Genomic DNA, 20655 nt, shown 5'->3' with positions numbered 1-20655 from the left:
GGTGAAGAATAAGGCGCTTGCCTTATTCAAACGAATATGAACGGTCTTTATATAGGTTCTATGGGCATGATGAATTACATGCAGCGCATTAATGTTCATTCGAATAACGTTGCAAATGCTCAAACGACAGGATTTAAAGCAGAAAATATGACGTCTAAAGTATTTGATGTACAAGACACATATCGCCGCGGAGATGGGGCGGTAACAAATATCGGTTCGGTCGATTACGCTGTAGTACCAGCTGCAACGCATGTGAATTTAGTACAAGGAAATATACAAATGACAAATAGCGCTACAGATTTCTTTTTAGATGACGGCGCGGCCGGCACAACATCATTTTTTGTTACTTCTAAAAATGATGAAACGTTTTTAACGAGAGATGGTAGTTTCACATTAAATAGTGATCGTTATTTACAAACGTCATCTGGTGCTTTCGTAATGGGAGAGAATAATGAGCGTATTCGTATTCCAGAAGGAGCAAAGGTTGCTGTACAAGCAGACGGTACATTATATGATGAAGTAACACAAAATAATATTGGTCGTTTGCAAACAAAAACAGTAGATGCAGAAACGAATGCACGTCTCGTGCAACGTGAAAACAAAAGCTTTACACTAGCAGAAGGAAACATTGCTAATTTACCGAACGGAACAGGAATAGTAAAAAATCATATGCTAGAAAATTCAAATGTAGATATGACGAAAGAGATGGCAGATCTTATGACAGATCAAAAGATGATTCAAGCATCACAGCGTGTTATGACGTCATTTGATAAAATTTATGAAAAAGAAGCGAATGAAATATTGAGATAGTGGACTCCTAATAAAGGAGTCTTTTATTAATTTTAAATTTCAGAATTATCAATTGACTTTACGGAGCTTCTTTTTTATATTAGTAGGTATAACTATAACTACTAAAGAGGTGAGAGTATGGCAACGGCATTATATTTAGAAGATGCATACAAAACGAGTTGTGAAACAGAAGTGATAAAAGTAGAAGGGAATAAAGTATTTGTAAAAGAAACAGTTTTTTATCCAGCTGGTGGAGGGCAGGAATGTGATACGGGTGTCATTGTACAAGATGGGTCTGTATTTGAGGTTGAAAAAGTAAAGAAGGAGCAGGGAGAAATAGTTCACTATATAAAAGATGAAGCTCAAGTAAAATTAGGTCCAGTTAAATTAGAGATGAATTGGGAAAGACGTCATAATTTAATGCGTCATCACTCTTTACTGCATCTTATCGGAGCTGTTGTTTATGAAAAATATGGAGCTCTATGCACTGGAAATCAAATTTATCCTGATAAAGCACGTATCGATTTTAATGAGTTACAAGAGTTATCGAGCATGGAAGTAGAAGAAATTGTTGAGGAAGTGAATAAACTTATTAAGCAAAATAAAGAAATTTCCACTCGTTATATGAGCCGCGAAGAAGCAGAAAATGCTGTAGGAATGATTAAAACAGCAATAAATCTCCTGCCAACTACTATCCAAGAAATCCGCATTGTTACAATTGAAAATTTAGACGAACAAGCTTGTGGAGGCACACATGTGAAAAATACGAGTGAAATAGGAACACTTGTTATTGATAAAGTAAAAAGTAAAGGGAAGCAAAATCGTCGTTTTGAAGTAAGGGCGATTTAGATTGTGAGGGGTTACCGATGGATGAAATTATAAAGGAGTTACAAAAGTTAGGATTTTCCCAGTATGAATGTAAAGCGTATATTGGACTACTAAAACATTCCCCAGTAACAGGCTATGAAGTGAGTAAACAAACAGGAGTACCTCGTTCTATGATTTACGAGGTACTCGGTAAGTTAATGGATAAAGGAGCGGTGCATATTGTACCTTCTGAACCAGTGAAATATGTACCAGTACCAGCTACCGAATTAATGAATCGAATGCGAAAAGACTTTGAAAAGTCCTTTGAATTTTTAGATGAGAAACTAAATTGTTTAGAACAAGAGCGACAAATAGATGTAATTTCGCATATTCGCTCAAATGATCGTGTTTTAAAAGAAATATGCAATATAATTAGTAGAGCTAAGGAAGAATTATGGATTTCTGTATGGGAAGATCAAGTGCATGAAATTGAGCCATACATTCATCAAAAGGAAGAGGAAGGCGTACATATATTTTCAATCTTATTTGGAGCTCCAGAAACAAAAATAGGAGCGACGTTTCATCATAATTATATGACGCCCCACGTCGTTGAAAAGAGAATGGGTGGTCATTTAACTGTTATTGCTCGTGATGGAGAGGAAGTATTAATTGCGAACTTCTCAAATGATAGCACTTCATGGGCCGTTACAACGTATGACCCAGCGCTAGTTCTCGTTGCGACAGAGTATGTGCGGCACGATATTATGGTTGAAGAAATCACAAAGGAATTTGGAGCTGATAAGTTAGATACGTTATGGCGTGAAAATATAGATTTAGTTCATGTCGTAACAGGAAAACGAACTTTAGAAGGAATGGAGGATGATAGAGATGAGTAAAGCTCAGGCACATGTAGCTTTGCAGAGCGATGATACATTTCAGCAAGGAGTAAAAGATTGTTTACCAACTGTATTTGGTTATTTGAGCATCGGTATAGCAGCTGGTGTAATTGCAAAAACAGCAGGTTTTTCTATCATTGAAATTGCATTTATGTCCACTTTAATTTATGCAGGTTCTGCCCAATTTATATTAGCTGGTATGTATGCAGCCGGTGCTCCTGCTTCCGCAATTATTTTTACTGTATTTTTTGTTAATTTACGCCATTTATTAATGAGTGCTGCCCTCGCACCGTACTTTACGAAACTACCTCTATTAAAAAACGTCATTATTGGTTCGCAAATTACAGATGAAACGTTCGGCGTCGCAGTGCAGCATGCAGCGCAAAAAGGATATTTAGGCGAAAGATGGATGATTGGGCTAAATGTAACGGCTTATTTAAACTGGATTCTTGCTACTATCATTGGCGGGCTATTTGGTGAGTGGATACCAGATCCACATACATACGGGATGGATTATGCATTACCAGCGATGTTTATCGGATTATTTGTTCTTCAGCTCATAAGTAGTAAACCAAAACTAGTAATTCATTTAAGTGTTGCAATTGTATCGATTATTATCGCATACGTTTCACACCTATTTATGCCAGATAGTATAGCGGTTATTATCGCAACATTACTAGCTGCGACGATTGGAGTGGTGATTGAAAAATGGAAATGAGATTAGATGTATTATTACTTTTACTAGCAGCAGGAGCTGTTACACTCGTGCCACGTATTTTACCTCTACTCGTATTTAGCAAACTACAAATTCCTGAATGGGGTTTAAAATGGTTAAATTACATACCAATTGCGATATTAGCAGCGCTTTTAGCACAAGTTTTATTTATGCATGAGACGATGCAGTGGGATTACCTTATCGCAGCAATTCCAACATTTCTTGTAGCGATATATACTCGTAGTTTATTAGGTACAGTATTAACGGGAGTGGTTGTGATTATTTTGTTACGTTTCTTTTTCTAAAAAGGATTACGCTCATATAATAGCGAAAAGTGTAATAACATGAAAAATATAGGGGTGGTGTTATGATACTTTTAACGATAGGAGCAATTTTGTTAACGTTGTTTATTTTCTTTATTATCGGTTTCGTTACGTTTATGATGTTTGTTGATAAGGCGACACCTCAAATATATTATACACCTTGTGAATCAGTGACAGTGAAAACTAAAGGTAAACATAGAAGGAAGAAAAGTTGAAAGTTGGCTTTTCTTCCTTCTTCTATTACATCCCCGAAAGAACTAACAACAACAGCCCAAATAGAAAACTAATAAAGGAAAGAAAAACAATACATATCGAGAACACACGATTATTTCTCCATTCGTGCCAAAAAGCGATAAATCCTAAAATACAAAGGAAAAACCAAATGGGCAGGAATATGAACTCGCTAACTTTCTCGGGGAGTAACGAATAAAAAGTTGTTACATATAAAATCCAATTTGTAAAAAATAAAATGCAAATGATAATAGATTGTAAGTAGGGGCGGTTGAAAAATATCCCTTTTTTACGGTTTTAAAAATGATAGTTAGCGCTGAGATAAAGGCAATGAGTATGAAAACAAGTAAGAGTAATGTCAGCGTCATTTTGAGTCTCCTTTATAAGATTGTTTTTATCACGCATGGTCAGTAAGACCCACACCTTAAAACTCAACGTAAGAAAAGAGATTAGGTGGGGGATACCCCCCCACTGATTAAAGTTTCACTTTACAAGAAATGAATCTATTAAATTGTATGCTTGTTTTGTAGAGTGCTCGTTATATTTTTCAGTGTACGGATTTAGAAATCCATGTTCACCGTGTAGTTGTTTGATTTCTAATAAAGGATTCTTTTGTTGCTGCAATGTGTGAATGAAAGAGGATACTGAAAAACTAGATTCTTTTTCAGGGAATATAAGTAATGTAGCGCATGTAGGCTTTATGTGAACATAGTCGCGTATACGAGAACCGTAACATCCGATAATAAAATCTATTTTCGGATTGTTACTACATAGCCATGAGATGGTAGCTCCAACACTAAAGCCGATAAGTCCAATATGTGTATAACTACTAGAAAGATGAGAAATGAATTCTTCAATTTGCTTTTTTCCATCATCAAATCCAATATGATTTACAAAATGTTCATATGCTTTTTCTTCATCACTGTAATGAAATGCATGTTGTAAGTGTAGAAGATTAGGACAGAATACATCTATATGAGATGAAGTAAAGTGCTGGGTAACGTGATGCATATGGTCGTTCACACCATATATTTCATGAACAATAACGAGAGCTAATTTTTCCTTCATAGTTATAAAGTACCTCTATGAAACTTAAATTCTTTCTCAACAAGACAAATACGCAGGTGGAAGTTTTCATACCATTGCTCACGACCTCTTTTTTTCGCTTCTTTATGTAAGGTGTTCTTCTTCCAATTTTCAATCGCATCAAGTGATTCCCAATAAGAAATTGTTATTCCGAGTCCAGAATTACCTCGTGCACTTTCTACACCTAAAAATCCAGGTTGTTGCTTTGCAAGTTTCTCCATTTCTTCGGCAACGGTATTATAGTCTGTTGTATCATTTGATAAATTAGAAGTGAATATAACTGCATAATAAGGCTTGTTTTTTTCTAAAGTAGATGCCATTATTTTTCCTCCTTAATGTATAGTACGAATAATTAATCCATAGTTTGTATTTTAGCAGGTCACAAAAAGAAAAGAAGTAGAAAATTCTTATTTTTTCAGCTCATGTAAAATAAAGGGTTGAAGAAATTTATAGTAAGTAATCTGAAAGAAGAAAAATGCCACTTCAAAAGAGAAGTGGCATTTCTTATATTTCCTCTAAGCTATTAACTGGAACAGTTAATTCGCGTTCTGGGTTTTTTACTTCATATATGCGGGCGGTTTCATTGCTTTCATCGACGTGTTGAATCATAACAGGCATGCCTTGAAAACTGACATTGGCTTGCTCTGCTGACACAGAAAGCTCTATTGCACGTTGTATATTCATTTATATTCCTCCCATCATTATTATCTTTGCTAAAAAAGAGGAATAATATACCATTTAGAGACATTCTTAAAGTTTTTGTATTATTTGTAATGTTTCTTTAATAAATGAAGTGAAGATGGAATCAGGATAGGACTGTACGATTTCATATGCTTCTGTTACTTCTTCAAGAGCTCTTTTTTTATCATTAAGTTTCACATAACAAAGAGCGCGATATGCCCCAGCTGTTGTAAGTCGTGCGTGATCAAGTGGATGGTTTATATAATCTGGTATGATAGCGCGTTGCAATGTTTTTAAAGCTTCTTCGTATTGTTTTAAACCATACAAAGCTTTTCCTTTTTCAAGATAATATGATCCATCATCTTGAAAAATTGGCTCATCTTTTAATTTTTCTCGAAATTGTTCTAAATGTTCTAATGCAACTGTATATTCATTAGCAATTGTGTTGTAGTAGAAAGCTTTTAAAAGATCAATAACCGCCGCAGAGAAATTATCTTCTGTAAAAATGGCGAATTGCTCTGATTTTTTTATGTAATGTAAATATTGTTCTTTATCAGCCGTGATTACTTTTTGATAAGATAAAATACGATAAAATTCATCTGTTTTATAATACACTTGATGCTTTTTTGAAAATGCAAGTGCATCTAAAATGACACTTTCACATTGTTCGTAATCACCACATGCAAGAAAAATAATTGCTTCATATAAATATAATTCGATATGTATAATGAGATCCATTTCTAAATGTTTCTCTTCATAGTCATTTCGGATACTAGCTATAAGTTGTAAACATTCAGCATATTTTTTACGTGTGAATATCGTAAAGGATAATTTTAATTTTGTTTCCGTACTATCCCGGTATAACGTATATTTCTCAAAAATAGAAGTAGCCTTTTCAACGTAATATTCAATATTGTAATCTTTCATTTTAGCCGCAGCTGTTACAAACTGTTTATATAAACGAGCAGTATTCAAAGTGGGAGGTAGCTCTTTTTGAACGATCGGTAGTAAAACCTCATATACTTCATCGTACTTGTTTGCTTTTATTAGTTTCTCCGTTTGTTGAATGAGTTCTACAATTTCTACATCATCATCTTCTAATAAAAAACTTGTTTCACATTCAAGTTTGTCAGCGATATATTGTAGTGTTTTCATAGAAGGTGTAGCTTTTCCATTTTCAATTTGACTTAGCATACTTTTTGTGAGTTCTGAACCTGCTAGATCAGTTTGAGTAAGCTTTTTTTCTTTTCGTAACGTTTTAATTTTTTCACCGAGAGTAGCCATATAATTGCTCCTTTATAGTTAGAAAGTTAAATGTCATTAAACTTTTTGTTGTAAAAATTGGAAAGTTAATTATATAATAAGTTTAACACAATTTAACTTTTAAGGGGAGAGTGTCAAAAATGGGGGATATAAGTATAGGACAACATGATTCAAGAATGAAGATTGCAACGAGAAATATTATTTTAATGATGATTGGGAAAATGACGTCTTTGCTAGGAGCCGGTATTTATACGTTTGCAATGGGATTATACGTATTAAAGACAACGGGTTCAGGAATGGGGTTTGCAACTACGCTTATTTGTGGATCGATTCCAAGGCTAATCTGTGGACCAATTGCTGGTGCTGTAGCTGACCGCGTCAATCGAAAATGGCTTGTCATCGGTACCGATTTGTTAAGTAGTTTAACAATGTTTATTATGTTTATCCTTGCAACTACTTTTGGGCCATCACTTCTGTTTATTTATGTTTCAGCAGCATTATTATCAATTTGTGCGAGTTTTTACTCTGTTTCATTAACTTCATCTATTCCAAGTTTAGTAGATGAAGGACGTATTCAAAAAGCGAGTGCTTTGAACCAGACGGCAGCATCTTTATCAAATATTTTAGCACCGATTATTGGCGGGGTTGTATTTGGTTTCTTTTCAATTAAATCGTTTTTCCTATTGAATAGCATTACATTCTTTTTAGCGGTTGTTGTGCAATTATTTATCGTATTTGATTTATACAAAAAAGAAATGGCTGAAAGTAAAGAGCATTTCTTGACGAGTATAAAAGAAGGGTTTTCATATGTAAAAAGACAGCATGAAATATATGGTTTAATGAAAATTGCAGTAGGGGTAAACTTTTTTGCGAGTGCACTTTTCGTTTCACTTCCATATATTATTGTTCAAAATTTGCATCTATCTTCGAAGCAACTCGGTGTTGTAGAGGGAATGTTAGCAGTTGGGATGTTAATTGGTGCAATTGCGTTATCAGTACGTAAAGAAGTGAATAATCCCTTTCGTTCTGTTTATATTGGGTTGCTTTTATTTGCGGGCTTGAGTTTATGTACAGTGTTTCCATTAGTAGTCACCATCCCGAAAGTAGCAAGTTTTATTTACTATATCGCTTTTATGATGTTAACTGGTATATCAATGATGGTTGTAAATATCCCGATGCAAGTACATTTGCAAAAGACGACAGATCCAAGTTATTTAGGACGCGTTTTCGGTTTACTTGAAACAATTTCTACTGCAATCGCACCGCTCGGTATGATTGTGTATGGATTATTATTAGATATGTTGCCAACTAGCATTGTTATGATGACATTAGGCGTAGGTTTATTGTTAGTTGTATTAGTTGGAGTAAAGAAGCATGTAATGAAAAAGCAAGTGGATGTGTCTGTCTAAAAGGAAATGTGACTTAATAAAATAAAAATGACTAAATTAGTATTTTAGTTTTTGAAACTCTTTTTCATGTATGTTAAAGTAAAGTGAGCTTGCAAAGAAAAGGAGACAACAGCATGAAAAAATTAAGTTTTGTTATGCTTTTTCTATTAGTCGTAATGGCTGGATGTAGCAATTATGACACATATATTGAAACAGGTATGCAATCATTGAAAGATGAAAAGTATAGTGATGCAACAATGTGGTTCGAAAAAGCAGAAAAAGAGAAATCAGGAAATGAAGCGAAATCATATAAAGAAGTTGCTGAGAGAATGGATCACGGAGCAACAGCATTAAAAGACGGTAAGTATTTAGAAGCGAAAGACATTGCAAATGAAGTGTTACAAAAGAAAAAAGATGATGAACTTGAAAAAGCTGTAACATCAAATGCAGAGAATATGCTTCAAAAAGCAAAAGATGTGGAAGAGAAAGTAAATGAAAGAGTGGCAAAGCGTAGAAAGGTAGAAGAAGAAGGAATCGATAAACTTATTAAAGCTGTCGATAGTATAGATGAAGTGAAAGAAAAAGAGAAGAAAGTATCAGAAGCATTAGATAAGGCTGAAGAGGCGCAAGCAAAAATTGAGGCAAAGAAAAATAAATAGATTTATAGTTTAAAAGGCTGTCGTGCATAACGACAGCCTTTTAATTTTTTGTTGTAAATGAAGTGATGCTTTGTAGTAAAAAAGAAATGATTTTAGAATTCCATCTGTCCTCATGATGAATCGTATAAATATTACGCTGAAATTCAAATTCAGGGATTGGTATATAGCATAGCTCATTTCGTTGTATTTCTTGCTCGATAGCAAGTTTAGAAATAAAGGCAATTCCATTACCATATTTTAAAATTTGTTTCATCGTTTCTAATGAGTCTAATTCAATTTCAGATTGGAATGTAATGTTGTGCGCCAACGTCCATTGTGTAAGTAAATCTCTCGTTGTAGATGGATTACGATGCAATAGTATGCGTTCCTTTTCGATATTTTGTAACGATACATTGTCTTTCTTTGAAAAATGATGTTCTTTGGAAAAGGCAAGAACAAGTGTATCGGGCATTATATTCGTTTGTTTTAAAAGTGGTTCATCAAATGGAGCAGCGGAAATTATCCCAAGATCGATTTCGTGATTTTGTAGCATCATTCGAATTTCAGGGGCTGTTTTCACTAGTAGCGTTATTTTTATATTGGGAAATTCGCATTGAAATTGATGAACGACTTCTGGCAAAAGATAAGTCGCTGGTACATAACTAGCGCCGATTGTTATAGCACCTTTATGAAAATCTTTAAACTCTTGCGTGACACGTCTAGCTTCTTTCATAAGCGCATCTATTTTACAAGCATAATGGTGCAAAGCCTCACCAGCCTCTGTTAAGAAATACCTTCCAGAACGTAATTCAAATAAAGACACACCGAGTTCTTCTTCTAAGCTTTTTATATGAAATGTAATAGTTGGTTGTTTAACGCCAAGTTTTTCTGCAACGATTGTAAGCTTTTTGTATTTCTTAATAAGTACTACAATTTCTAATTTTAAGAGATTCATTATGAATTGCCGCCTTTTTTATTTTAACTATAGAAAAAATCTATAGAAATAAATAGTTTATTAGAAGTTTTTTAATTTAATCTTTACAGTACATTAACATTGAGTATAAATCTTCCATATAGAATGAAAGCAGGTTAAGAATGAGGGGAGAGAGGTGAAGCAATGGATATTACAATTAGTGGATTAGAAAAGACATTTGGAAAAATACAGGCGTTAAAGCCGTTGCAGATTGTAATGAAACAAGGGGAATTCACTACACTTTTAGGACCTTCGGGGTGTGGGAAAACGACTTTGCTTAGAATGATAGCAGGACTTGAAGAACCGGATAAAGGAGAAATATATTTTGGAGACCAGTGCATGTATTCTGCTACAAAAAAGATAAAGACATCTCCTCATGAACGGAATATCGGTATGGTATTTCAAGATTTTGCTTTATGGCCGCACATGACTGTTTTTGAAAATGTTGCATTTGGTTTAAGGGCTACAAAGCAAACGAATCATTTACGAGAAAAAGTAGAAGATGCGATAAAGCGAGTTCGCCTGCAAGGTATGGAGAAACGGTATCCACACGAACTTTCTGGTGGACAGCAACAACGTGTCGCATTCGCTAGAGCAATTGTAACAAAACCTCACTTTATTTTGTTTGATGAACCGCTAAGTGCACTCGATGCAATTTTGCGAGAAGAAATGAGAATAGAGCTTATGGATATCGTTCATTCCATTGGTTTAACTGCACTGTATGTCACTCACGATCAAATAGAAGCAATGTCAATGTCAGACCAAATTATTGTCATGAAACAAGGAGAAGTATTACAAAAAGGAACACCGGAAGATATTTATGTGAAACCGTCTCATGAATTTGTTGCCAAATTTGTTGGTAAGGCGAATTGGCTTGTAGAGGGTGAAAAAATGATTCGTCCAGAGCATGTGAGTTGGACAAAAAATGATGTGTGCGAAATGTATACAGGTGAAATTCAGCACGTTACATATGTAGGAGAACGTTATGAAGTGAAAGTAAATATGGGGACTTTAGGCATCTGGACAGCCTATCACAATAGTAAGCTAAGCATCGGTAAACCAGTATCGTTATATGTGCCAAAAAAATGTATTCATCATATAGGGGGAGAATCGTATGAAGAAATTCAGTTCGCTTAAGTCTTTATTTGTATGTACTTTATTATTTTCGGCTGTAGTAACAGGGTGTAGTTCAAAGACAGGTAATGCAGATGCAAAAAGTAAAAATACGAATGAAAAGAAAATTGTTGTATATAGTGCAGGACCAAAAGGGTTAGCAGAAAAAATTCAAAAAGACTTTGAAAAGAAAACTGGTATAAAGGTGGAAATGTTTCAAGGGACAACTGGTAAAATTTTAGCGAGAATGGAAGCTGAAAAGAAAAATCCAGTCGTTGATGTAGTCGTACTTGCATCATTACCAGCGATGGAAGGATTAAAGAAAGAGGGTCAAACGTTAGCTTATAAAGAAGCGAAACAAGCTGATAAGCTGCGTTCTGAATGGTCAGATGATAAAGGACATTATTTCGGGTATAGTGCTTCAGCATTAGGGATTGTGTACAATACAAAAAATGTGAAGACAGCGCCTGAAGATTGGAGCGATATAACGAAAGGAGAATGGAAAGGGAAAGTGAATCTTCCAGATCCAGCACTTTCAGGTTCAGCTTTAGACTTTGTAACAGGATACGTGAAAAAGAATGGACAAGATGGATGGAATTTATTTGAGCAGCTTAAGAAAAATGAAGTTACAGTAGCAGGAGCAAATCAGGAAGCGTTAGACCCAGTTGTAACAGGTGCGAAAGATATGGTCATTGCGGGTGTTGATTATATGACGTATAGCGCAAAAGCAAAGGGTGAACCTGTTGATATTGTATATCCAAAAAGCGGAACAGTTATTAGCCCACGTGCAGCTGGGATTATGAAGGATAGTAAAAATGTTGAAGGTGCAAAAGAGTTTATTGATTATTTATTATCCGATGATGTACAAAAACAAGTTTCTAAAGCGTATTTATTGCCTGGTAGAACAGATATAAAAGCTGAAAATAGACCAAATGTAGAAGAGATTCCAGTATTAAATATTGATTGGAAAACAGTTGAGAAAGAGCAAGATGAAATAGGAAAACAATTTAAGAAAGTATTTCAATAAGATGGTGATTCCATGGTAAATCGATTCGTATCAGTAAGACAAGTTGGAATGACGGTAGCGTTATTACTTGTGGCGATGTTAATCGTCATTCCACTTTTTCTTATTTTATTTTCTAGTGTATATGAAAATAGCAGTTGGAATTTTTTAAAGCCTTTTGAAGTGATGCAGAGTGGTGGATTAGCGGGAATTTTTCTAAATTCGATGCTTCTAGGTGTACTCGTTGTAATAGGAGCTACAATATTTGCATTTCCATTGGCGTTTATTATGAGCAAAACAGATGTAGGAAAGTATAGTAAGTTAGATATTGTTTTTATGATTCCATTTATGACACCGCCGTATATTGGATCGATGGGCTGGATTTTGTTCATGCAACCTAACGGCTATTTTGAACAATTTTTTCCTATGCTAAAGACAGTTTCATCATCGTTTTTTAGTTTAGGAGGTATGGTCTTAATTATGAGTCTGCATTTATTCCCATTTCTTTATTTCATGCTGAAAAATACGTTACTTCAGATTGGGAGTAGTAAAGAAGAAGCTGCAGCAGTTCATGGCGGAAGTTTTTTCTATCGTTTAAGAAAAATAATATTGCCGTTATTAGTATCAAGCTATGTAATGGGGGCTTTACTCATTTTCGTAAAGACGATTGCTGAATTTGGAACACCGGCTACATTCGGACGTAGAATAGGATTCCACGTGTTAACATCAGAAATTCATAAATTTATTTCGAGTTGGCCTATTGATTTTAGTAGTGCAACAGCATTATCTTCTTTATTACTTAGTGCTTGTATGCTCATTTGGTATATGCAAAATGTATTGAATCGAAAGTATTCATATGCAATGGTTAGTGGAAAAGGTGTGAAATCTAAAAGATATACTTTGTCTATATTTACGCGCGTTGTAGCATGGATGTATGTAATTGGTTTATTAATCGTATCAATTGGAATTCCATACTTTTCTATACTTATTGCTTCTTTGTCAAAATTAAGAGGCGGCGGTTTACATGTAAATAACTTTACAACAAGCCATTATGAGGCATTGTTTACAATGGGATCTCCAGGATTAGAGGCTTTATGGAATAGTTTTCTTTTTTCACTCGTAACAGCGATTATTGCGGTAATGATTGGAGTCTTTTTGGCACTTATGATTCGAAAGGGGAAAAAAACCTCTGAAAAATGGCTTGATATGTGCGGTATGTTACCGAATATGGTACCAGGAATTGTTATGGTTGTAGGTCTTATTCTATTTTGGAATTCACCATATATGCCTATGTCAATTTATAATACACCAATCATGGTTATCATAACGTATGTTGTTCTGTTTTTACCTTACACGGTGCAATATGTAAAATCATCACTCGGACAAATTGATGATTCTCTCATGCAGGCAGGAAGTGTTTTTTCTGGAAATTATATTTATATTTTTAGAAAAATAATATTGCCTCTTATTATCCCAGGTATTCTTGCTGGATGGGCGATGACATTTACAATTTCGATAAGAGAGTTAGTAGCATCGCTTCTCGTATTACCTCCATCAGTAGAAACGTCAGCAACGTTTATTTTTGCCCAATTTGAACAGGGTGAAGTATCTATAGGCATGGCGATGGCTGTTGTTTCTGTTGGACTTACAACAATATGCTTATTACTGCTACAACATATGGAGCAAAAACGAAAAGGGGTAGTATGATGAGAGTGGAAGTATGGGGAGGAGCAGGAGAATACGGTCGCTCCTGCTATTTTGTAAAAAATAAAGAGACGAAAATATTATTTGATTGTGGTATTAATCGATCTTATGAGGATAGTTATCCAAAAATAGAGAGAGAAGCTGTTCCATTTTTAGATGCGGTATTTTTATCACATATTCATGAAGATCATACGATGGGTTTACCTTTATTAGCGAAGTATGGCTATAAGAAAAAAATTTGGACGACTCGTTATACAAAGGAGCAACTGCCGTTATATTATGAAAAATGGAGAAACTATAATGCGATGCAAGGGTGGAATTTACCTTATAGCGACCAACATATAAAAGATTTAAATTATGTATGTATTGATGAGATTAGTAATCCAAATAAATGGATACAAATTACTCCTACATTGCGGTTTCAATGGGGATATAGTGGGCATGTATTAGGAGCTGTTTGGTTTTTAGTTGATATGTGTAATACATACGTATTTTATTCAGGCGACTATTCAGCAGATTCTAATATACTACGAGCTAATTTACCTGAGAAATTGGGCTACAATATAAAAATCGCAATTGTGGATGCCGCTTATCACACAGATGATGTTTCGCAAAATGAACGTGTAAACGAACTATGTGCAGAAATTGAACGAGTTATGCAAAATAAAGGAATAGCATTATTACCGCTTCCACAACTTGGTAGGGCGCAAGATATAGTATTGTATTTATATGAACGATATAAAGAATTTCCGCTTATAGTGGATAAAGAAATTTTGGCTGGATTTGAAGAGATGTTCGTATATAAAGATTGGATAAAAAATAATGAAGAATTTAAATGGATTATGGAGAGTTTAAAAAGAAACATAATAGTGATGGATAATGACATTAGTATGCAAAATAGTTACGGAATAGTTGTAATGAGTGATGCGAATATGCAAACGAAACGAGCGCAGTTATATTATGAACAACTTCGGAATGAAAAGCGAAATGCCGTTATTTTTACTGGGCATATTGCGAAAGGGAGTTTTGCAGAAAAAGTTATGAAAGAGCATGTAGGTAAAGAATGTAGGGTGAAGCGAGTTCCATATAAAGTTCACCAAAGTATAAGAGACGTTAAAGAGATGTTAAATACATTATTACCAGAACATACGGTGCTAGTGCACGCTTTGAAAGAGGATACGGATCGATTACAACAAAAGCTAAGTTCAGCAGGATATGAAAATGTATATTCACTTGCAATGGAACGTATAGAAGTCATTTAAAATGCAAAGGGGATAGGTATATGAAAAAAGTATTTGTATTCGTAAGCATTTTCTTTTGTTGTTTCCTTTATAACGTTAAGGAAGGGTTTGCTGCTAGTCCAATGAAACCTAGCTTTGAAGTAAAGTTATTATTGAAGCCAGAACAAGTATTAGGTGATAACAAAGAGATGAAGCAAGAGGTGTTAGAACATTTCCAGGCTGGTACAAAATATGAAAGAATACAAGTGCAATTTTTAGATACTGCGAATAAAAGTTTAAGCGAGGAAGGTTGGTTTGCTAGAATTCGAAAGAAAGAATTTAGTAAAGATTTTGAACTAACATATAAAAAAAGATATCCTATTCCAAATGGTGTAATTCAAGATGCACTAGAAGTAGCTAAAAAAGAAGGATTCGATAGTAATACGGATAGTTATGAGGCGGAAATAGATTGGGGATTTGAGAAGAAAACATTAAGCATTTCAAATAAGAAAAGTTACAGTGCTAAAGGATATGGAATACTTGATTTACCAAATAAACAAGCTGCTCAAAACATGTTAATAGAAAAATTACCAGGGAAAATGAACAAATGGTTGTATACAAATTGGGGAGAAGAGATGTTAAAGAATTCCCGTATTTACGGTCCTGTATTAATGAAACGATATACAGGAGAGTTTGAAAACATAAAAGCAAATATTGAAATTTGGCCATTAAGTAATACAGGGAAATTAGAAGATGACTTCGTAATAGAAGTGTCATTTAAAACAAATGAAGAAAGTATTGCGACAAAACAAAGGGAATTATTAATGGCGAGTTTAGAGAAAAAAGGCTGGTTGTTACCGAAAGATAGTTTGAAGACAGAGCTTATTTTTCAGTAAATAGTAAAAAGGAATCCATATGCCATGGATTCCTTTTTATATATGAGTATTAAGCTAAATCAGCTGACACAAACATATCACTATTTTGAAGGTTTTTAGAGCGTAAACTATAAGCAACTACCTTCTTTTTATATTGTTTTACAACATCAACATGCTCTTCATGACTATAAATATAAAATGTAAAATCTTTTTTACCACGTTTTGCATTGATAATTAAAGGAGTGCCTTCATTATAGGGTGGTGCATAATAGCGATCTAAAAATAAACCTTCGTTAAAATCATGAATAATTTTTGATTTCTGTTCGCCTACTAAGTTATTTCCGTTCATTGTAACAGTCACATTCTCTTCTTCGAGTTGTGGATGTGTTTCAAAGCGACTAATAATGGATTCAATAACAGAATTAGGAAGGCTAGAAACGATAATTTTAAATGCTCCAAATACAACTAACATTACAATAAACCAAGTCGTCATAGTATATCATCCCCTTTATTCTATTTAATAATATAACTCATATGGTAATAGTACATATGGTGAAGTTTTGTATAATTTGTGAAAAATATGCCATTTTCACGAACGAAATGTTAGAAAAATCAATTTTGTTACAAAAAGTTGAAATCGAAGTATTTTAAAAGAAAAAGGTTTATAATAAAAATATAACTAATAACCACATTACTAATTATAAGGAAGTGTAACTATGAGTACTGTAGCAATCGTATATGGTATTATTCTTTCCACAATTATTGTTTTGTTTTTGTTGGGGTTTCACGTTATATTCATAAATGGAAAGAAGGCGTTGCGAAATTAAATCACATTGAAGAAGAACTTAGTGATTTAATGTTACATCATGGTAAGTAAACATTTATTTTTTAACTAAAAAATGTGAAGGATATCACAAAGCATGCTTTCCTAATGAAGGCGTGTTTTTTGTTGTTTAAGAAAAGAAGTGTTTTTGTATAAATAATCTAATTATTACTTAAAAGGAAATTTATTTAGTATAATATATAATATATTTATTTTAGGGGGAGTATCATGAGGGGATTAAAAGTTGTTGGAATTATAGCTGGAATTACTATAGTAGGCTGTATAGCTTTCTTTTCAGTGAAGGAATATGTCAATTCCAAAGAAGACTCTAATTATGTGCTAAATTACATAAAAGAACATAAGGATGATAAAACAACTTCTTTAATTGTTAAAAGAAATGGTGAAACATTGACATCAATAAATGAAAAAGAAAAACTACCGCTAGCAAGTATGTCGAAAATCATTATAGCAATTGAATATGCTAAGCAAGTAGATGAAGGGAAAATAAGAAAAGACGAGCAAATTTCATTGAAAGAATTAGAAAAATACTATGTGAAAAATACTGATGGTGGTGCACACCCTGCATGGCTAGATGATGTAAAAGTTAAAGAGTTAGTGAAGGGTGGTCAAACTTCTTTAGAAGAAGTAGTGAAAGGAATGATCCATTATAGTTCGAATGCGAATGCATCATATTTATTAGACAAGCTTGGAGCAGCGCGGATAAATGAAAGTTTGAAAGAGTTAGGCTTAAATAGTCACGATGAATTTTATCCAACGTATACAGGGGCATTATATATGAGGGGCTATGTTGAAAAAGAACTGCATATTCCTCAAAATAAAGCATTGGACAAGCTACGTAATATGTCTAATGATGAATATGTTAAGCATGTATGGCAAATACATGAATGGATGAAAGACGAGAAAGAATGGACAAAACGCGAGATATCTTTAAAAGCCGATATGGACTTTCAGCGTATTTGGTCAGATCGGTTTATAGGTGCAAATGCGAAGGATTACATGAGTTTACTGGAAAAGATAAATAGCAGAAATTATTTTACACCACAAATGCAAGGTGAGATTGAGAATATATTTAAAGGAACCGTAGGAGAGGGTATGTTCGAATTTGCTGGACAGAAAGGTGGTTCTACTGCATTTGTATTAACAAATAGTTTCTATGGTACTGATAAAAAAGGGAATAAGATTGAGATTGTCTTTATGATGAACAATTTGAGTGAAAAAGCATTTGAAAAGCTTCTAAGTAATATGGATTACTTTATTCGAGATATTGTCATAAGTGAGGAATTCAGAAATAAATTATAATGAAATAATTTTATTATGTAAACAAAGGGGCACTTATGAAAAGTGCTTTTTTGTAATACAGGATTTTCCAATCTTATTATTGAATATAAATTGAAAATAAGAAAGGAGGTTGAAAAATGACAACAATATATTTCGTTCGCCATGCCCATTCTACATATACAAAAGAAGAACGGGAACGACCTTTATCTGAAAAAGGGCACTGTGATGCAGAGAATGTAACACATTTATTAAAAGATAAACATATTGATGTTGTTATTTCTAGTCCGTACAAAAGAGCAATCCAAACTGTACAAGGAATTGCGAATACATATAAATTATCAATACAAACAGAAGAAGATTTGCGTGAAAGATTATTGAGCACAGAGCCAGTACCAAATTTTAATGATGCTATGCAGAATGTGTGGGAAGATTGGAGTTTTGCATACGAAGGCGGAGAATCGAATGATATCGCACAAAGGCGCGCTGTAATATGTATGCAAAATATATTAAAACAATATGAAGATAAGAATATTGTAATAGGTACGCATGGAAATATTATGGTATTACTCATGAATTATTTTAATTCGAAATATGATTTTGAGTTTTGGAAAACACTTCATATGCCTGATGTGTATAAATTAAATTTTGATAAAAATCGTTTCATTTCTGCTGAAAGAATAGAGAAAACAGGTCATCGGTTAAATATTTTGTAAAAGTTTATCAAAAAAAGAGGAAAGAGAGAAGTTATTGTAGAAGTATGACTTTGTAACATAAAAAATATATGTTAAAGGAGGCTGTTTACATGTTTGAGAAAGAGAAAGAAGGGCTTATTGAAGTTCAAAACGTATATGAAATTGCACCAGAAGATGGAACAATCATTGGTATGGCAACGGAAGAAGAAATGGAAATTGCTGCTGAACTAGAGTTACAGTACTATGCCCATTCTCGTTTGTTAGAAGCAAATATTCAGTTAGACGGTTCCTCCTACAAAGAGTTACTTCAGGAGTTCCAGGAGTACGAAAGAAAATCAATGAGCTTTTGGCGAGCGATACATAAACGTTTAGCTGTGCCATGGGCGTGGGTACTACGTATTGATGTTGCGAATGGCCCTATATATGTAAGTAATGGAAGTTCATATTACGAAGAAATCGATGATGAAGAAGATTATGAATAGATAAGTAAGGAAGCAGCTTTAGTTGCTTCCTTTTTTTATTTGTAAGAAATGAATCGCCTCAATAATAATATCTGGTCGATCATTTTCTATACCGTGACTAGCATGTTCGGCAAGAATATATTGGCTGTTAGTTGAGAGGTGTAATTGTTCGTGAATTAGTTCTTGCCACATTGCTTCAAGTTGTGTTGCTTCCTCTTTTGGCATGCCACCATTAGTCAATTGAGTAATAGAATATTGAGGATCTCTACCGATAACGATTAATGGTATTTCTAATGTTTTACATAGCTCTTTTAGTGAGAGAGCACAGTTTTTTCACTCCGATAGTTCAGAAGCTGTCGCTTTATATAATGAAGGCGAGGTAGAGAATTCAATTTGCTGTTTTGATTGATCGGTGAGAATAGGTTTTAGTTCGTTATAAAGTATGTCTACATCCATTTTTGAATACATATTATATTTTTGAAACCAAACATCATCAGAATCAGTTTGATCAGAAATTGGTAAATGAAGTTCATCTAAACGGTGTAAGTTCATCGAAGTAGAATCAACTAAAATAAGTGCTTGCAGCTTATCTTCATGTAACATCGCAAAATGTTGTGCACATAATCCTCCATAGGAATGACCGATTAGAATAAATGGTTCTTGAATAGCTAGTTTGTTTAGTAACATATGTAGCTCTTTTGTAACTTGCCTTATTGTACGCGGCTGATTGCCTAAATCACTTTTTCCGTAACCTGGGCGATGGTATGAAACAACTGTAAAGTGCTCTGAAAGCTTTTCTATAATAGGAAACCAATCATAAAATGAGCAAGTCATTCCGGTTTGAATGACTACAGTTTGTTTACCATCTCCTTTTATATGTACTTCTATATTTTGCCCCATTATTTCTACAAATTTATGAATGTTAATTCCTCCTAAGCTTGAAATAATTTTTGACAAGCAAAAACGATACACCAAACACCTATACCAAGTAGGACAGATGTACTAAGTGTAAATGAATTTTTTAAACCAATATAGACAATAAATAATAGTAGTGCTGATGCGGGGAATCCATATAATACCCCTAAAGCAAATTGACTCAATTCTTGTTTATTTCCGCCTTCGAATGAAATCCAAAATAAACTAAGTAAACTCACGAGAGGAAGGGCAGCAATAAAGCCACCTATCGTACTGTAATGTTTAGCGACTTCAGTGATAACGCCGATAATAAGTGCCGAAACGATTATTTTAACGAGGAAATGCATATTTTGCCTCCTTCGCTAATAAGGAAAATGCTTTTTCAATTAATTGTTGTTCTTCTGTTGATAACTGTGATTCTAATATTTTTATCTTTTCTTTATCTAGTAAAATATGTTTTTCTAATACTTCAATTCCTTCAATTGTTAATGTAAGGTTTACCACTCTTTCATCTTTTTTATTTCTCTCTTTAACGATGAAACCCTTTTGAATAAGGCGTTTTATATGTTCAGATGCTGTGTTATGAGAAAGACTAAGCTCAGTAGCGACTTTTCCAATTGTTATATCTTTCTCACGAGAAACGATTTGTAAAATACGAATTGCTTGGTGGGAAAGGTTGTCCTCGTATTCGTATCGTAAGTGATAATAAATGCTCTCCCAATGTTGATTAATGTTGTACATAATAATAAATCTCCTTTTT

General features: G+C 33.9%; 25 protein-coding genes and 3 pseudogenes. 18 read left to right on the top strand and 10 right to left on the bottom strand.

What is annotated here, in order from left to right; all coding sequences use genetic code 11:
* The first annotated feature begins 36 nt into the window (after positions 1 to 36).
* The 6 genes from IQ781_RS07105 to IQ781_RS07080 all read left to right on the top strand — a co-directional run bounded on the left by IQ781_RS07105 (position 37) and on the right by IQ781_RS07080 (position 3745).
* Complete coding sequence (locus IQ781_RS07105; protein ID WP_001013935.1) at positions 37 to 810, top strand: flagellar basal-body rod protein FlgG; 774 nt, start codon at positions 37 to 39, stop codon at positions 808 to 810.
* 117 nt (positions 811 to 927) lie between these two features.
* The gene (locus IQ781_RS07100) at positions 928 to 1638 is read left to right on the top strand and encodes an alanyl-tRNA editing protein (RefSeq protein ID WP_000179556.1); all 711 of its coding nucleotides are present in this window, start codon (positions 928 to 930) and stop codon (positions 1636 to 1638) included.
* 17 nt (positions 1639 to 1655) lie between these two features.
* Positions 1656 to 2492 (top strand): TrmB family transcriptional regulator, encoded by an 837-nt coding sequence (locus IQ781_RS07095; RefSeq protein ID WP_000343360.1) that lies wholly within the window; start codon positions 1656 to 1658, stop codon positions 2490 to 2492.
* The gene (locus IQ781_RS07090; RefSeq protein WP_016124352.1) at positions 2485 to 3210 is read left to right on the top strand and encodes an AzlC family ABC transporter permease; all 726 of its coding nucleotides are present in this window, start codon (positions 2485 to 2487) and stop codon (positions 3208 to 3210) included. The genes IQ781_RS07095 and IQ781_RS07090 overlap by 8 nt, the downstream gene beginning before the upstream one ends.
* Positions 3201 to 3512: an AzlD domain-containing protein gene (locus IQ781_RS07085; RefSeq protein ID WP_000425954.1), complete on the top strand. Its 312-nt coding sequence runs from the start codon at positions 3201 to 3203 to the stop codon at positions 3510 to 3512. Before IQ781_RS07090 ends, IQ781_RS07085 begins: the two co-directional genes overlap by 10 nt.
* Before the next feature lie 62 nt (positions 3513 to 3574).
* Positions 3575 to 3745: a DUF3951 domain-containing protein gene (locus IQ781_RS07080; RefSeq protein ID WP_000602244.1), complete on the top strand. Its 171-nt coding sequence runs from the start codon at positions 3575 to 3577 to the stop codon at positions 3743 to 3745.
* Positions 3746 to 3770: 25 nt separating this feature from the next.
* Here the strand turns inward: IQ781_RS07080 and IQ781_RS07075 are convergent.
* The 5 genes and pseudogenes from IQ781_RS07075 to IQ781_RS07055 form a co-directional block, all read right to left on the bottom strand.
* Positions 3771 to 4129: pseudogene (locus IQ781_RS07075) on the bottom strand (hypothetical protein).
* 115 nt (positions 4130 to 4244) lie between these two features.
* Positions 4245 to 4829 carry a dienelactone hydrolase family protein gene (locus IQ781_RS07070; RefSeq protein WP_139847006.1) on the bottom strand — a complete coding sequence of 195 codons (585 nt, stop codon included), beginning with the start codon at positions 4827 to 4829 and terminating at the stop codon, positions 4245 to 4247.
* Between the two features lie 2 nt (positions 4830 to 4831).
* Complete coding sequence (locus IQ781_RS07065; protein ID WP_000168851.1) at positions 4832 to 5167, bottom strand: antibiotic biosynthesis monooxygenase family protein; 336 nt, start codon at positions 5165 to 5167, stop codon at positions 4832 to 4834.
* A gap of 184 nt (positions 5168 to 5351) precedes the next feature.
* Positions 5352 to 5531 (bottom strand): H-type small acid-soluble spore protein, encoded by a 180-nt coding sequence (locus IQ781_RS07060; protein WP_001025733.1) that lies wholly within the window; start codon positions 5529 to 5531, stop codon positions 5352 to 5354.
* 66 nt (positions 5532 to 5597) lie between these two features.
* A complete protein-coding gene (locus IQ781_RS07055) occupies positions 5598 to 6812 on the bottom strand; it encodes a transcriptional regulator (protein WP_000212380.1) in 1215 nt (404 codons plus the stop codon).
* 119 nt (positions 6813 to 6931) lie between these two features.
* Here IQ781_RS07055 and IQ781_RS07050 point away from each other — a divergent pair, with 119 nt between their 5' ends.
* Both IQ781_RS07050 and IQ781_RS07045 read left to right on the top strand, forming a co-directional pair.
* Positions 6932 to 8200, top strand: a complete 1269-nt coding sequence (locus tag IQ781_RS07050) for an MFS transporter (protein ID WP_063220006.1) — start codon at positions 6932 to 6934, stop codon at positions 8198 to 8200.
* A gap of 113 nt (positions 8201 to 8313) precedes the next feature.
* Complete coding sequence (locus tag IQ781_RS07045) at positions 8314 to 8838, top strand: COG3014 family protein (RefSeq protein WP_000736443.1); 525 nt, start codon at positions 8314 to 8316, stop codon at positions 8836 to 8838.
* Between the two features lie 40 nt (positions 8839 to 8878).
* Here IQ781_RS07045 and IQ781_RS07040 read toward each other — a convergent pair whose 3' ends face one another.
* Positions 8879 to 9772 (bottom strand): LysR family transcriptional regulator, encoded by an 894-nt coding sequence (locus IQ781_RS07040; protein ID WP_001050612.1) that lies wholly within the window; start codon positions 9770 to 9772, stop codon positions 8879 to 8881.
* A gap of 162 nt (positions 9773 to 9934) precedes the next feature.
* On the opposite strand from IQ781_RS07040, the gene IQ781_RS07035 reads away from it, so the two are divergent.
* From IQ781_RS07035 to IQ781_RS07015, 5 genes are read left to right on the top strand one after another with little or no spacing between them, the layout of a single operon-like run.
* Positions 9935 to 10927 carry an ABC transporter ATP-binding protein gene (locus IQ781_RS07035; protein WP_000355540.1) on the top strand — a complete coding sequence of 331 codons (993 nt, stop codon included), beginning with the start codon at positions 9935 to 9937 and terminating at the stop codon, positions 10925 to 10927.
* Positions 10905 to 11930, top strand: a complete 1026-nt coding sequence (locus IQ781_RS07030; RefSeq protein WP_000714684.1) for an ABC transporter substrate-binding protein — start codon at positions 10905 to 10907, stop codon at positions 11928 to 11930. Before IQ781_RS07035 ends, IQ781_RS07030 begins: the two co-directional genes overlap by 23 nt.
* A gap of 12 nt (positions 11931 to 11942) precedes the next feature.
* A complete protein-coding gene (locus tag IQ781_RS07025) occupies positions 11943 to 13613 on the top strand; it encodes an ABC transporter permease (RefSeq protein ID WP_048538199.1) in 1671 nt (556 codons plus the stop codon).
* Positions 13610 to 14872: an MBL fold metallo-hydrolase gene (locus IQ781_RS07020; protein WP_180358745.1), complete on the top strand. Its 1263-nt coding sequence runs from the start codon at positions 13610 to 13612 to the stop codon at positions 14870 to 14872. The genes IQ781_RS07025 and IQ781_RS07020 overlap by 4 nt, the downstream gene beginning before the upstream one ends.
* Before the next feature lie 20 nt (positions 14873 to 14892).
* On the top strand, positions 14893 to 15726 hold the full coding sequence (locus tag IQ781_RS07015; protein WP_000755315.1) for a hypothetical protein: 834 nt from the start codon (positions 14893 to 14895) through the stop codon (positions 15724 to 15726).
* 49 nt (positions 15727 to 15775) lie between these two features.
* Here the strand turns inward: IQ781_RS07015 and IQ781_RS07010 are convergent, their stop codons facing one another.
* Entirely contained in the window at positions 15776 to 16198 is a 423-nt protein-coding gene (locus IQ781_RS07010; RefSeq protein WP_000214582.1) for a YfmQ family protein, read from the bottom strand.
* Between the two features lie 41 nt (positions 16199 to 16239).
* Between IQ781_RS07010 and IQ781_RS07005 the strand changes: the two genes are divergently transcribed.
* The 5 genes and pseudogenes from IQ781_RS07005 (at position 16240) to IQ781_RS06985 (ending at position 19001) form a co-directional block, all read left to right on the top strand.
* Complete coding sequence (locus tag IQ781_RS07005) at positions 16240 to 16356, top strand: hypothetical protein (protein WP_001987133.1); 117 nt, start codon at positions 16240 to 16242, stop codon at positions 16354 to 16356.
* 65 nt (positions 16357 to 16421) lie between these two features.
* A pseudogene (locus tag IQ781_RS07000) lies at positions 16422 to 16582 on the top strand (peptidase).
* Positions 16583 to 16756: 174 nt separating this feature from the next.
* Positions 16757 to 17848: a serine hydrolase gene (locus IQ781_RS06995; RefSeq protein WP_001214667.1), complete on the top strand. Its 1092-nt coding sequence runs from the start codon at positions 16757 to 16759 to the stop codon at positions 17846 to 17848.
* 116 nt (positions 17849 to 17964) lie between these two features.
* Positions 17965 to 18540: a histidine phosphatase family protein gene (locus IQ781_RS06990; RefSeq protein ID WP_139847004.1), complete on the top strand. Its 576-nt coding sequence runs from the start codon at positions 17965 to 17967 to the stop codon at positions 18538 to 18540.
* An 89-nt stretch (positions 18541 to 18629) separates the two neighbouring features.
* Complete coding sequence (locus IQ781_RS06985) at positions 18630 to 19001, top strand: hypothetical protein (RefSeq protein WP_000461779.1); 372 nt, start codon at positions 18630 to 18632, stop codon at positions 18999 to 19001.
* A gap of 18 nt (positions 19002 to 19019) precedes the next feature.
* On the opposite strand, the pseudogene IQ781_RS06980 reads toward IQ781_RS06985, so the two are convergent.
* The 3 genes and pseudogenes from IQ781_RS06980 to IQ781_RS06970 all read right to left on the bottom strand — a co-directional run bounded on the left by IQ781_RS06980 (position 19020) and on the right by IQ781_RS06970 (position 20636).
* Positions 19020 to 19880 (bottom strand): annotated as a pseudogene (locus IQ781_RS06980) (alpha/beta fold hydrolase).
* Between the two features lie 32 nt (positions 19881 to 19912).
* A complete protein-coding gene (locus tag IQ781_RS06975; RefSeq protein ID WP_000545608.1) occupies positions 19913 to 20242 on the bottom strand; it encodes a DUF3147 family protein in 330 nt (109 codons plus the stop codon).
* Positions 20226 to 20636, bottom strand: a complete 411-nt coding sequence (locus tag IQ781_RS06970; RefSeq protein ID WP_000282375.1) for a MarR family winged helix-turn-helix transcriptional regulator — start codon at positions 20634 to 20636, stop codon at positions 20226 to 20228. The genes IQ781_RS06975 and IQ781_RS06970 overlap by 17 nt, the downstream gene beginning before the upstream one ends.
* Between the last annotated feature and the right edge of the window lie 19 nt (positions 20637 to 20655).

It is taken from the genome of Bacillus sp. N447-1, assembly GCF_022701035.1.
Taxonomy (GTDB): domain Bacteria; phylum Bacillota; class Bacilli; order Bacillales; family Bacillaceae_G; genus Bacillus_A; species Bacillus_A cereus.
This window is presented reverse-complemented; position numbering and strand designations above follow the sequence as displayed.